Origin of the sequence: Cytobacillus dafuensis (assembly GCF_007995155.1) — a bacterium.
GTDB lineage: Bacteria > Bacillota > Bacilli > Bacillales > Cytobacillaceae > Cytobacillus > Cytobacillus dafuensis.
This window is the reverse complement of sequence record NZ_CP042593.1, coordinates 1110382-1124367: the sequence shown is the minus strand read 5'-3', so window position 1 is coordinate 1124367 and position 13986 is coordinate 1110382. Positions and strand designations below refer to the sequence as shown.

The 13986-nt window shown below is 33.3% G+C and carries 12 protein-coding genes; 8 read left to right on the top strand and 4 right to left on the bottom strand.

Annotated elements, in window-relative coordinates; all coding sequences use genetic code 11:
• Genes FSZ17_RS05505 through FSZ17_RS05495 form a run of 3 tightly spaced genes read left to right on the top strand, consistent with a single transcriptional unit; the run spans position 1 to position 3939 of the window.
• A complete protein-coding gene (locus FSZ17_RS05505; protein ID WP_057775406.1) occupies positions 1-1353 on the top strand; it encodes a tyrosine-type recombinase/integrase in 1353 nt (450 codons plus the stop codon).
• Positions 1354-1358: 5 nt separating this feature from the next.
• Positions 1359-3497: a site-specific integrase gene (locus FSZ17_RS05500; RefSeq protein ID WP_057775439.1), complete on the top strand. Its 2139-nt coding sequence runs from the start codon at positions 1359-1361 to the stop codon at positions 3495-3497.
• Positions 3466-3939: a hypothetical protein gene (locus tag FSZ17_RS05495; protein ID WP_057775408.1), complete on the top strand. Its 474-nt coding sequence runs from the start codon at positions 3466-3468 to the stop codon at positions 3937-3939. Before FSZ17_RS05500 ends, FSZ17_RS05495 begins: the two co-directional genes overlap by 32 nt.
• A 262-nt stretch (positions 3940-4201) precedes the next feature.
• Here FSZ17_RS05495 and FSZ17_RS05490 read toward each other — a convergent pair whose 3' ends face one another.
• Both FSZ17_RS05490 and FSZ17_RS05485 read right to left on the bottom strand, forming a co-directional pair.
• Positions 4202-4519, bottom strand: a complete 318-nt coding sequence (locus tag FSZ17_RS05490) for a hypothetical protein (protein ID WP_035443795.1) — start codon at positions 4517-4519, stop codon at positions 4202-4204.
• Positions 4520-5196: 677 nt separating this feature from the next.
• Positions 5197-6471, bottom strand: a complete 1275-nt coding sequence (locus FSZ17_RS05485; protein ID WP_057776989.1) for an IS110 family RNA-guided transposase — start codon at positions 6469-6471, stop codon at positions 5197-5199.
• 217 nt (positions 6472-6688) lie between these two features.
• Here FSZ17_RS05485 and FSZ17_RS05480 point away from each other — a divergent pair, with 217 nt between their 5' ends.
• The 3 genes from FSZ17_RS05480 to FSZ17_RS05470 all read left to right on the top strand — a co-directional run bounded on the left by FSZ17_RS05480 (position 6689) and on the right by FSZ17_RS05470 (position 9336).
• On the top strand, positions 6689-7189 hold the full coding sequence (locus tag FSZ17_RS05480) for a DUF4871 domain-containing protein (protein WP_322107601.1): 501 nt from the start codon (positions 6689-6691) through the stop codon (positions 7187-7189).
• A gap of 257 nt (positions 7190-7446) precedes the next feature.
• Entirely contained in the window at positions 7447-8385 is a 939-nt protein-coding gene (locus FSZ17_RS05475; RefSeq protein WP_057776983.1) for a hypothetical protein, read from the top strand.
• Between the two features lie 324 nt (positions 8386-8709).
• Positions 8710-9336, top strand: a complete 627-nt coding sequence (locus FSZ17_RS05470) for a hypothetical protein (RefSeq protein ID WP_228460284.1) — start codon at positions 8710-8712, stop codon at positions 9334-9336.
• Between the two features lie 690 nt (positions 9337-10026).
• Here FSZ17_RS05470 and FSZ17_RS05465 read toward each other — a convergent pair.
• Positions 10027-10827 (bottom strand): hypothetical protein, encoded by an 801-nt coding sequence (locus tag FSZ17_RS05465; RefSeq protein ID WP_057776982.1) that lies wholly within the window; start codon positions 10825-10827, stop codon positions 10027-10029.
• Between the two features lie 295 nt (positions 10828-11122).
• Here FSZ17_RS05465 and FSZ17_RS05460 point away from each other — a divergent pair, with 295 nt between their 5' ends.
• A complete protein-coding gene (locus FSZ17_RS05460) occupies positions 11123-11386 on the top strand; it encodes a hypothetical protein (protein WP_146846394.1) in 264 nt (87 codons plus the stop codon).
• A gap of 306 nt (positions 11387-11692) precedes the next feature.
• Positions 11693-12265 carry a GNAT family N-acetyltransferase gene (locus FSZ17_RS05455; protein ID WP_057776980.1) on the top strand — a complete coding sequence of 191 codons (573 nt, stop codon included), beginning with the start codon at positions 11693-11695 and terminating at the stop codon, positions 12263-12265.
• Positions 12266-12701: 436 nt separating this feature from the next.
• Here FSZ17_RS05455 and FSZ17_RS05450 read toward each other — a convergent pair whose 3' ends face one another.
• Positions 12702-13976, bottom strand: a complete 1275-nt coding sequence (locus tag FSZ17_RS05450) for an IS110 family RNA-guided transposase (RefSeq protein ID WP_057776989.1) — start codon at positions 13974-13976, stop codon at positions 12702-12704.
• Between the last annotated feature and the right edge of the window lie 10 nt (positions 13977-13986).

The window sequence follows — 13986 nt, the reverse complement described above, 5'->3', positions numbered from 1 at the left end:
ATGTCTAAGTATTCATATTTTTATCGTCCTGAGGGTATTGAAAGTCGTTTTGAACTTTTAGTATTTGATTGTCAAAACCAACCATTCCTTCCGTTAACAGAGCATTACCATGATTGTATTGGGAGAATCGATAAAAGTTCTGCCCTTTCGTATATTCAGTGCCTTCTTCCCTTTTTTACATGGTTAGATCAATTTAGTAACTATCAAGGAAGACAGGTTCAATGGGATGATTCACCTGACATTATACGAATAGCCATCGAAGATTACCTTATGAATGAAATGGCCTGTAAGGTTAGAGAAAATGATACATTCCGTTTTGTGAATCGAACAAATAAAAGTCCTAATACAGTTAATCGCTTCCTTTCTGCATTAAAGTCATTCTATAAGTCTCTTATTCGATTAAAGCAATATAATCATTCAAACCCATTAATAGATTCATATGCGATTTTAAATGATTATAAGGGGCATACCGAAGGTGTTAGGAAGGACAAGCCGCGTATGCCATTAGAAGCTGGAACAGAGGACGCAACACCACACAGAAGATTAACGGATTCTTATTTCAAATTAATTAATGAAGAATGGCAACCTAAAATCATTGGTGATATTCAACTTCCCTATCAAGTTTATCAAGCAGGTAAAAAAGTGAATTGGTCATTAAGAGAAGTAGTGATTGCTCGGAAACTATTTGAAACAGGTGCAAGAGCTTCTGAAATCATTGAATTGACTATCGGTGATTACCGTTCCAGAAAGTCACTTCAAGAAGCCCGAACATTCAATAAAGGCAGTCATGGGAAAAGGGTAAAATTTATTCGTTTTAGTAAAGATACTGTTAAGCTATTAATGCGGTACATCAATAAAGAAAGAATACATTATGATGAGCTTCATCGTAAGTTCAATGATTTGCCTGATGAAGCACCATTGTTTCTTACAGAACTTGGAACACCTTTAACCTATGAAGCTTGGTATTACCATTGGGATAAGGCTATGAAAGAATGTGAGATTAAGTTAAATCCACATAAAACAAGACATTGGTTCGTTACTTCAAGGTTAAGTGAAATCTATCGTACCACTAAAACTGAAGCAGAAATCAAGCAAAAGAAAAAGGAACTCATTAAATATATCAAATGGAAAGATGAAAAAACCATTGAGGTATATGAGCATTACTTTGACGAAGAAAGCCATCGTAAAGCCCACGATGGGATGTTGGAGAGTATGGCACAAAAAGAAAAAGAATACATGGAACAAAAGAAACCTAAGTATAGGAAGAAGTCTAAATTAACAGTCATAGAAACTAGCCTTGATCGTATTGAAATAGATGACGAAATACAAGAATTATTAGATGGATTGGAGTGATTACACTGACTGTATTAACAGATAATCCACAATCACCTTTTTATGAACAATTATTGTGTGCAGTTGATAAACAACTTCTTCATTTGCAGGATGCAAGAGGAAAATTCCTTTTAGATAAGGTTCATGAAAGAAATATGAAATACTACATTCATAATGTAGTAGACAAACCTTGGAACAATCATTTATTACTCGTAATTTATGTTTATTCCGATAATAATGCTGATGTAGGAACAATTTACAATGTAATTGGTAATATCCATTCAAGATTAAAAGATATATTTGATGTTTTTCAGTTGGAAAACATGACAGAGTTTGATGTTGAAACTCATATGTATCAGTATTTAAAGGGTTCCTATTATCAAGAACATTCAGATAGCAAGAGAAAAGAGTTATTAAAATGGTATAGAGCTGTTTCTTATAATAAAAAGAAATGGATAACAACAAAATTAAACAGTAGCAAACAATCTTATTTTGACCAATACTTATTCCCTATGCCATCTTACGATTCAAGAGATTTCCCATTTACTAAATCAGCTACGGAACAGGCTCATAACACTCGAAAAAATGAAACAGATGTTATTGTGCCTTTACTCCCGCAAATTAGAGCAGAAGGACACTTCCGGTGGAATCAATTAAATCGGTTACGACAAGCTTTTTTAAAGGCGTGTGAACAGGCTAAAAAAACAAATTGTCCACTCCCCTTAGAGTTTCATTATGATGAACCTGAACGTATTGGAGAACGCTTTTATTTTCGTCTGTGGGACAAACCTGCATTTGCTTTGCTTCATCCAGACCAATTCCCTTCTTCATCTTTAAAGTCAGCATATAAACGTATAGGTGCATATTCGGAGGATAACAATCAATATTTCGTTGAATTTATAAAAGCAGAATGCCTAGAAGAAGACGATGAAGCTGAAGGTCTTTGGTTTATGGAACTCTTTGAAAAAGGGGTTATTGGACAATGGTTTGCGAATGCCACTGATGAAGAAATCAAACAAAAACGTGCGTTGTTATATTCATGGGGATATGGCGAGGAAGGCAAGGGAAGAAACCCTCAACCTTTTTCTAGTAGGCATAAAGGAGTGCTTGCAACTAGCACCTTTATTTCTAGATACCAACATATAGCGGAAGGAACTTTGTTGGATGTAGAACCACTGTATGCAGCAGTAACCTTTGGTTTACTAGCTGTAGACATTTTTACTACAACTGGTGCAAGACTAAATGAATTATTGCAGATTAGTAATACAAGGGAATGTATCCGAAAAGTTAAAGTGGAGAACAAATTAAATTATTCTTTTTATGCTATTCCAAAAGGTCGGGACGAAGTAGAACCTTTTTATATAAGCGAACAAACGATGAAGTTAATTCAATTGGTAGCAAAACTTTTAAAGGATCATTATGGTAGCGAAAAGATACCAAGTGTTAAATATCGTTATTCAAGAAGTCACTTATTTCCTGTTCCTAAACCATATTTCTTTCAGTATCATAACAACTCTTTCACTGAGTTTACTGTTTGGGCATGTCTTCGATTTTTACTTCATGGGCTAAATTTTGAATCAAAGGAAGGCAAGCCAGTTGTAATTAAGACACATTTACTCCGTCATGCGTTCGCTACTGAAGCAGTGCAACGACAAGGACTTCCTATCGACATTGTAGCTAAGATCCTACATCAACGTGATATAGGAGTTACAGAATACTATGCAGAACCTACCCCAAGTCAAGTTGCTCAATCTGTTAGTGATTTACATGATGTTATCTCGGATTATGTAGACTTAGATGAAACTGTTTTACGAAGTCCTGAAGAACTTGAAAAAGAACTGGAAGAATATAAACAACAAGTTGGAGTATTTAATAATGTTTTGGGCGGTACGTGTGTTACAGCTTTTGTATGTCCTACTAAAATGCAATGTTTGGGATGCCAAGCCAAAGTTCCTCAACCAGAAAAGAAGCAAGAGTTAGAAGAAGTCATTGAACTTTCAAAAGATATGGAGAAGCGTTTTACAAAAATGAACTTGCCAGTAGAAGTTAAGAAAGCAAAAACAATGCGGAAATACGCTCGAAATGAGTTGAAAGAGATTGAACTCATTGAGAAATATAGGGAGGAACAAAAGTATGAGCCGCACATTCAATTCGACAGAAGATAGACCGTGGCTTAAAGAAAGTCATAAAAAACGTATTAACCGTTCAGTTGATATAGGTAAAAAAGCGATTGATTTATTGATTAAGAAAGGTGAACTTATAACATACACTAATATAGCTAATGCATCCAAAGAAATTGATCCCGAAGGGAAAGGGATACATCCAAATACCATACGAACAAATGAACAGTTGTATGAGTATTACAAGGAACATAGTCTAACGTATAAGCAAAAAGTGAATAGCAAAAATATCAAACCTAACCCCAAAACTAATATGGAAGTTATAGATTTTCGAAAAAAAAAACCAAATCGAAGTGTTGAGAATACACAAAGAAAGTACATGAAGTTATCCAAAAAGGAACTTGTGCAACGCCTAATCCTTGCAGAACAATACATTGCAGAGAATAACTCAAAATGGGTAGCGAATTATTTTGAAATGTTTAAGTAGATGATACTTTACCTGTATCACCTCATGTTCCATAATCGGGCCATTTAATGGAATAAGACTTTAAACAAAAGTTGGATATTTATGTGGGATTGTGAAGAAATGTACTTAAACTAAAGAAGCAGGATAGTTGAAGAAGGGTGGATTCAAAACTCTTGAGTATTGACATCACTTAATGTTGGTTATTGAATTAACGTAAGAATCACTGTTAAAGCGATGTCATTTTATATAGTAAAAAATTAAGAAAGCTCTAGCTTACTTTAGACTAAAGCATTTCTTTTTCTTTTTTCTTCTTATCATCATGTTTAGACTTTAAGTGCGAGATTAACTTATATCCACCATATCCAATAGCGCTAATAGCACTTACACCAATAAGACCTTTACGCAAAACGATTGCTCGAACTATTTTATCATCAGGGTTTCCGTACCTGTGATTATCCCATGCATTTATTTGTTCTAATGTTTTCATTTTACCATATCTTAAAACTACCTTTTTAGGGTCATAGTCAGGACCATAATACCAATCTTTTTCAGGATATTTTTTCATTATTTTAACTTTAAATTCATCCCATGTTTCTCCCATAATTCTCACTCCTTTAAGCAGATATTTTTAAAAATGAAAAACCTTATCTATACTCAAATTATACTACAAAAAATATTAAGGAGCATAGGGAAGTAAATGCTTTAGTTCAATAACGATCTTCAACAATCGGGCGCGTTTATTTAGGAACGTGTCTTTTTTATTTATAGGGCCATTTAATGGAGGAAGTATATCAAGAAAAATTAAATACTTATGGTAATGATAGTATGGTGTTTGTGAAAAATTGTACTTAAACTCCATCAGTTTAATAAGATTTTCTCCCGAATACTCGCTTATTCGCAGGATTTCATACAACTTGATAACCAGTAATGATTAAATGAAGGGGAGGACAGATCCGTTAAAGGCACGTGAAGGCATAGTGAAATAAAGGAGTTTTATAAAACTCCATGATTTACCATATAATGTACATTCTCCACGCCGCCCCTGGAGGCTTTCCCTCCCATGTCTCAACGGGTCAATTGCCCTTTCATTCCTTCGTCATGCCTATCCAAGAGGTGGAGGCCAGTTTTGCTATCGGGATGGGTCTGTGCCCTTTTGTTTAAGTAATCTGGTACTCCGTACATATTTGAAATCCTACGAATAAGCCAATAATTGACTTGTGTAAACTCTATTTAATACAGAAAAAGTTTATTTTTAAATGTCTAATTAAAACTTGAGTTCTAAGCTGCTAAAAGTGTTAAAGCTTGTACCTTATCAGGGTTATAAGATTCATTTCGACGAGCGATTCCCACTAAAACTCTAGTAAATTTACCAATCAATTTCATAATTGATTTCATTTTCTTCATTTTTTTAACCTTAACATTCTGGGTGTGGATTGCCTGAAATTCTGGGTTATTCACCACAAGGCTTATTGTGGCTAAGTAAAGGAATCGCCGTAGCCTTGACCTTCCTCGTTTTGATAACACAATTTGCCCTTTCCACTTTCCAGAACTAGCTTCAGCGAGGTGTAATCCTGCATGTCGAAGTAGCGAATTACCGTGAGAAAATCCACTAATATCTCCAGCTTCACCTAAAATGCCAGCTAAGGAAATTTCACTAATTCCTTTAATGGTAAGCAACTTTTTGGCATAAGGGATTTTATTCAATACATCGGTAACTTGCTTTTCAACTCTTTCGAGTTGAATTACTGCTAAATCATATTCTTCAAGTAATTGCTCCAAATGAAATTTATAAGCATCGAGTGCTTGTCTTGAACCGATAGAGGTCTTGGCTACCTGAAGAAGTAATTGAGCCTTTTTTAATCCAGGTTGCCGCTTCATCAGTGATTTCCAGCCCATAATAATCTCATGAGGCTGCTTGGTGGCCAATTCCATCGGAGTAGGAAAAAGACGAAGGGTTGCGATTGCCCCTTTAGCAGTAATGTTTTTGAAAACTTGACGGAGTTCTGGAAAGACAATATCTACCCAGCGATTTAATTGATTAACAGAACTAACAAGTCGTTTAACAACTACATCACGGTTAGACATAAGAACTCTTAGTTTTTCAAATGATTCTGATGTGAATCTAACCTCGGAGTAGTAGCCGTTCTTTACCATATCAGCTATAACTAAGGCATCTTTTTTATCGCTTTTTGACTGAGTATTATCACGGTTTTCTTTATTCCTTTTTACTAAATGTGGGTTCACAGTTACTACTTCAATATTTTGTTTAAGAAGCCATTTTGAAAGATTGATCCAGTAGTGTCCAGTTGGTTCCATCCCAATAATAACTTCATCAAGGTTGTTTAAACTTTGAAGATTTTTAATCCATTTTAGCAAACTAGTAAATCCTTCTTCGTTATTTTTGAACGTAAGTGGATCTCCGACTACAATACCACGGAAATTTACGGCTCTGGCGACGTGAAATTGTTGAGCAATATCCACGCCAACAACAAGATGTTTAACGGAAATTCTTTCTATTAGTTGATTTTGTTTGTTCTGCATTTTAAACTTCATTGTAGGGTTCCTCCTACAGTTGTGAGTTAGAGTGGTGTCTATACTCATATCTTACTGAGGAGCCCTATTTTTTTCAAAATCGAAAAATAACGATCTACAGGAATGCTATCGGGGCAGTTTAGTAAAAGAAGGTTTATTTTTTAACTCCTAATAATTAGAATATTGTGAAACTAATCAGGTTGTTATTCGTCTAAAATAAGAGGAGGTTTTATATAAAATGAATGTTATAAAAAAGATTTCAGCATTATTAGTTTTAGTTGGAGTGGCACTGTTAATAGGTTGTACATCAAATAAAGCAAATAGTGAGGTATTGCTGCCTGAAGGTATTCCTGATTTCGTTCAAGAAAGTGATTTTGAGGGTATTGATTGGGACAAAAAAGCGGACACATTTAATGATAATATTATAGGTAATGAAAACAAATCAGGTGTAATTGGTGCAGATGCACCGAGTTTAAATGGGCAAAAATGGATGTGGCATCTTTGGGGAATCGAAAATCCAAGGCAAACAGAATTAACAGTAGTCGGTTATCATAAAGAAACAGGTACTGTTCATCAAGTATTAACAACTGGTTGGACAATAGGACTTGGAGGAGAAAATAATGGAGCAGATGCTCACGCACCTTCAAGTGTAAAGATCCCTAAGTCGGGAGAATGGGCAATTCTACTTTATACTGATGGAAAATTATTTGATACATTGATTTATGAAATCAATGAATAATTTAAATTGTTTTATTAAAGTAACAGGGGCGTTGGTTTAACAAAAAAATTAGTTAAGAAATTTCAACAATCGGGCGCTATTCTGAAATAAGAATAGCGTCTTTCTTCATGAAAAGGGCCAGATTGTTTAATAACGCTAGTAGGATAAAGTGAAGAAGTACAATTAAACTAAAATACATTTACTTCAATAAATTATGTGGATTGACAATAAGAATAATGTAAAAAAACGGACATACCTTCTTAATAGGAGGCGGTATTTTGAAAAAAGTACTAATAGGTTTTGTTGTGTTATTACTCATAATTACGGCATCTTATATGTTACTTAAAAAAGATTCAAATAAATCAGCATCTGTAAATACGGAAAAAATAGAAAATACTTTAGTTAAAAGTATGGAAGAAAGTAAAACGGAAAAAAAGAAGTTAGAACAGTTTTTAACAAAGAGTTCACAGGTACTAAACGATAATGGGTATCAAATTGGTTTAGGTTTTTCACATGAAGAACGAAACTTAACTGTACAAGTTCAGGATAAGGCGTTTTTAGAAGCCAATAAAATGAACATTGAAAAGATCATTCATAACACTGCAAAAAAGATTGGATTTCAAGATTTTAAAGTAGATTTTCTCACTTTCGATAGCTATCCTACATTAAGTGAAGAAGATGAAAAGTTAAGGAAATCTATGATGAAAGTATTTGAAGAGATTTCGGCTTTATTAAAGGAAAAGGGATACCATTCTAACTCAATCTCAACTAATCCGATTAATGAAATCATTATTGAAATACAAGGAACGAAGGAAGATTTAGAGAAAAGTAAAGAAATTGAAGAACTCGAAAAAATCATCGATCAAACGATTCACTCAAAAACGGACTTAGATTTTACGGTTAAGATACGAAAAAAAAGCGAAAGTGCAATACGTGATCAAGAATGGCAACCAATCTTTGATGCAATAAGAGAAGAAACGAACAAGAAGTTTAATGAATATCGGGGGTTTGCCTATTCATTCCACCCTGAACCATTACAAATTATTATTAAAACTAACATCAATTCAGCTAAATGGTTCGGGAATTCTGATAAAAAGATAAATCAAATTACAGAGTATGTAGATAAAATCATAGAGTTGAAAAGAGAAGAGTTTTTGATTGAAGAAATTCCATACGAAATTATTATTAGGGATAAAAATAATAAGGAAGTAAATTAGTTAGATTTAGGGCAATTGTATTTTCTAAAGCTCTTTTAAATATTTTTGTTATTCAATAAAAGGGCGCGTTTATTTAGGAACGTGTCTTTTTTATTTATAGGGCCATTTAATGGAGGAAGAATCCCAAGAAAAATTGAATACTTATGGCAATAATAGTATGGTGTTTGTGAAAGTTTGTACTTAAACTAACGGGACATTTAGTTTAACAATGAAGAAGTTTTTCCCCCCTTTTAGTATAAGTGCAGTAAGGAGTGATTTTTTGAATATAAAGGATAGACCCTAGATCCTATATATATCACACTTTAGAAATGGGAGGGATTATAAGTGAATTTGAAGAAAAACTTTAAAACATATACTCTTGCATTATTAGTAGTATTAGCGACGATAGCTATTTTAGATAACCTAAGAATTTCAGATTTAGTAGAGGAAATGCAAGAGGATAAAGACAAATTAGCTGATAAAGTCGCAAGCTTAGAAAAAAAATTAGGAATTAGTTCTAATACCTCAGACGAGTTGGAAAAAGAAAATAAACGATTAGTAGAAAGTCTTTTTCAATTAGAAGAAGAAGTTGATGCTTTAAAATCTACCGTTGAATATCAAGACTTTATTGATGCTACAAGTACCATTGAATCTTATATGGCAATGGAAACATTCAAGGAAACATGGGGGTTTATTGCACTTAAAAACGGGACGAGTTTCTCGATGAGAGACAGTGTAGGTAATTGCCCTTGTAGCTTTGCATTTTATGGAAAAAGTTTTGAATGGGTACCTAATACAGTTCTTACTCTGAAGGAATTTAGAATTGAAAAAGAAAAAATACTTCTCACCTATAATACGGTTGCGGATATTAAACATAATTATCAATTTGTTATGACCAAGGCGGCAGGAAGGAATGACAAAGTAGAAAGATGGAGGATAGAAGAAATTAAACTTAAAGTAAAGGGAAATTAAAATAAGAGTTGTGTTTTTTAGTTATTTAGATGCATAAACGAGAAATTTATTTCTTTAATATTGCACACTTGACACATAATGCGCATTACGAAAACATGAAATCTGCTAACTTTATCGTTTTTGTCTTATTAAAAACAGTTCTCTTATAAAAGCACCAATAGATCCTGAAAGAAGAATAATAGTTAAGATATTTATGAATCTGATAATTGGATTATGTGATATAACCACCTGAATGCTAGAAATGACAATTATTATTCCAAAGAGTATTGACATAAAAATTAAAAACTTTGTGGAATTTCCCTTCAACTTACTCACTCCCATTCTCAGAAAAGATCCAGTATTATCAAAATTATTATAACTCGAAACAGTAGTTCTTGCTGAACATTTCAATGACAATGTGCAATTAAAGAGTAGCTTATTCAATAAAAGGGCCAGATAATGGAGGAAGAATATTAGGGGGATTTTTATAATTGTGGTAATGATAGTTTCGTGTTTGTAAAGGATTAGAAAGAAAAAATAATTTATTTATGATTGAGATCATATTTAGTTATTCCATTAAAGGAGCAATTCGAGAGTAAGAATTGCCTTCTTTCTTTGTAAATGGGGCAGGAGATGATTATTTTTTAAAAAAATAAAAAGACCACCTGATATAAAAGTGGTCTTTATAATATAAAATTACAGAACATACTTTCATTTTAATTCAATGGGTTTATCACTTAAAGGGATTGCAGAATTCGTTAAAGTTTGACCAAATACTATCTTCCATTGACCATTTTCCTTACAAACAGCATAGTTTTGCATGGATCTGAAATGTTCATATTTTGTCTCTATTTGTGCAACAGCGAATGTATCAGATATAACACTTATTCCAAATGTAGTAACCTCTGGTATCGGCTCTGAGCTTACTGCTTTAAGATGTTCTTCTGTCTTTTCTTTATCTGTTAGAGGCAATATTTTTATATACTTTTTCATTTCGGTTAAATTTCCAGACTTTAAGGCTACAAAGTAGTCTTTGATGGCCTTTTCCACTTCAACTACTTTCTTGTCTCTGTTCGATTTTTTTGAAAGGTCAACAAATCCAGGACCAGTCATTCCTTTGATGATTTTCCATTGTCCATCCCTTTTTATAACTGGTGATGTACCAATAAAGATCCTATCTTTGTATGTTGATATAATAGATACCATAGCTGAAGTCTCATTAATAATGCTAATGTTAGTAATTTCAGCTTTTTGTAAAGGATGTTCTCTACACATATTAGTATACATTTCCTTTATATTACTCATTCTGGGATATTCCGAGTAATATACCATTCCATCAACATTACAATTTTTTTGAGCGTTGAGGAACTTCACTACTGTATTTAACACATCTTCATTTGTTTCTGCATTGCCACTCGGTAATATGCTAAAACCGTTTAAAACTACGATAAAAATCAAGAGGATAGTTATTCTGCTAATCCAACTTACTACACCCTTGGTATGTTTTACCACTGCACTACATCTCCTTTATAATAACCTCCCTTGTAATCTTTACAAAAAGACATAAATTATTCATTGGAAGGACATTAAAGTAAGTTTTAAGAAAACATATATTAATCACCTATTAAAAATACTCAACATATTCCATTAAAGGGCCAGATTGTGGAGCAACACTTTAAAAGAAAATCGGATACCTATGTTCCATTCTAGAAAAGATTGTGAAGATTTCTTGAAGAATAATAAAGTTTAAAGGTAACTTATATGTTAGAATTAAGTAACAGTGGAAATTATTGGTAATGATGATTTTGTGAGAAAGTTATTAGCATTCCTTGTAGGTATCATTTTGTTATCTGGATGTAGTTCAGAATTATCTTTTTCCGCGGTAAGTGTGAAAGGTGTTAATAAAGATATTCAATCGTTTATTATCGATGTTAAGAATGAAAATGGCATTCATCTCTATTTTGATAACCAAAAAGCTATTTATATGTATTTGAATGGTGTAAACGTAATACAGGGTGAAAAGCTTTTCATTTTACTAATTTTAATGTTGAAGAAGACGATGACACATTAAACATTTTATATAGCAATGCTGAAACAACTGACTATTCAAACCAGTCTTTAAACCATGAACTTTTATATAAGGTGAATTTAGAAAGTAATTATCAGTTTTGTATAGTAACTCCCCTAATTAACTATTATCAAATTTTAAACTGAATAAGGGTAAAGATTACAAGCTAAAATATTGAACTAATGGGTGCGTTAATCTAAGAAGGATTAACGCTTGTTTTTGTTGAAGTTATTTTGCTAACGAACAAGTTAGTTAAATTATGGTAAATAATAATGTGGTAACTAAATAAATAAAAAATCGAGGTGCCCTATGGAAATTGAAAAAGTATTCATCGATTTACCTACCATAGAAACAGAACGTATTAAACTTAGAAAAATAACTTTAGAAGATGTTGATGATATATATTTATATGCTTCAAATGAAGAAGTTTCAAAGTATGTTCCTTGGGACACTCATAAAACTTTATTTGATACACAAAAATTTGTGGAGTTTATATTAAAGCAATATGAAAACAAATTGATAATCCCTTGGGGTATTGAGAATAAAGGAAACGGAAAGCTTATTGGAACGATAGATTTATTTTCTTGGCAACCAAAACATCAAGTTGCTGAAATCTCCTATGTACTCTCACAGGACTATTGGAGAAAGGGTATAACTACGGAAGCAACTAATGAAGTTATTAAATTTGGATTTGAAAAAATGGGCTTAGTTCGTATTCAAGCAAGAAGTTTCTTAGATAACCTAGCTTCGGAGTTGGTAATGAAAAAGGTGGGAATGTCATTTGAAGGTGTAATTAGAAAAGGTATGTTTATAAAGGGTAAGCATCAAGATTTAAAAATGTACTCTATTTTAATAGAAGAATTTCAGAAAGATTGTGAATAAACATACTTAAACTCCCTCAGTTTAATAAGATTTTCTCCCGAATACTCGCTTATTCGCAGGATTTCATACAACTTGATAACCAGTAATGATTAAATGAAGGGGAGGACAGATCCGTTAAAGGCACGTGAAGGCATAGTGAAATAAAGGAGTTTTATAAAACTCCATGATTTACCATATAATGTACATTCTCCACGCCGCCCCTGGAGGCTTTCCCTCCCATGTCTCAACGGGTCAATTGCCCTTTCATTCCTTCGTCATGCCTATCCAAGAGGTGGAGGCCAGTTTTGCTATCGGGATGGGTCTGTGCCCTTTTGTTTAAGTAATCTGGTACTCCGTACATATTTGAAATCCTACGAATAAGCCAATAATTGACTTGTGTAAACTCTATTTAATACAGAAAAAGTTTATTTTTAAATGTCTAATTAAAACTTGAGTTCTAAGCTGCTAAAAGTGTTAAAGCTTGTACCTTATCAGGGTTATAAGATTCATTTCGACGAGCGATTCCCACTAAAACTCTAGTAAATTTACCAATCAATTTCATAATTGATTTCATTTTCTTCATTTTTTTAACCTTAACATTCTGGGTGTGGATTGCCTGAAATTCTGGGTTATTCACCACAAGGCTTATTGTGGCTAAGTAAAGGAATCGCCGTAGCCTTGACCTTCCTCGTTTTGATAACACAATTTGCCCTTTCCACTTTCCAGAACTAGCTTCAGCGAGGTGTAATCCTGCATGTCGAAGTAGCGAATTACCGTGAGAAAATCCACTAATATCTCCAGCTTCACCTAAAATGCCAGCTAAGGAAATTTCACTAATTCCTTTAATGGTAAGCAACTTTTTGGCATAAGGGATTTTATTCAATACATCGGTAACTTGCTTTTCAACTCTTTCGAGTTGAATTACTGCTAAATCATATTCTTCAAGTAATTGCTCCAAATGAAATTTATAAGCATCGAGTGCTTGTCTTGAACCGATAGAGGTCTTGGCTACCTGAAGAAGTAATTGAGCCTTTTTTAATCCAGGTTGCCGCTTCATCAGTGATTTCCAGCCCATAATAATCTCATGAGGCTGCTTGGTGGCCAATTCCATCGGAGTAGGAAAAAGACGAAGGGTTGCGATTGCCCCTTTAGCAGTAATGTTTTTGAAAACTTGACGGAGTTCTGGAAAGACAATATCTACCCAGCGATTTAATTGATTAACAGAACTAACAAGTCGTTTAACAACTACATCACGGTTAGACATAAGAACTCTTAGTTTTTCAAATGATTCTGATGTGAATCTAACCTCGGAGTAGTAGCCGTTCTTTACCATATCAGCTATAACTAAGGCATCTTTTTTATCGCTTTTTGACTGAGTATTATCACGGTTTTCTTTATTCCTTTTTACTAAATGTGGGTTCACAGTTACTACTTCAATATTTTGTTTAAGAAGCCATTTTGAAAGATTGATCCAGTAGTGTCCAGTTGGTTCCATCCCAATAATAACTTCATCAAGGTTGTTTAAACTTTGAAGATTTTTAATCCATTTTAGCAAACTAGTAAATCCTTCTTCGTTATTTTTGAACGTAAGTGGATCTCCGACTACAATACCACGGAAATTTACGGCTCTGGCGACGTGAAATTGTTGAGCAATATCCACGCCAACAACAAGATGTTTAACGGAAATTCTTTCTATTAGTTGATTTTGTTTGTTCTGCATTTTAAACTTCATTGTAGGGTTC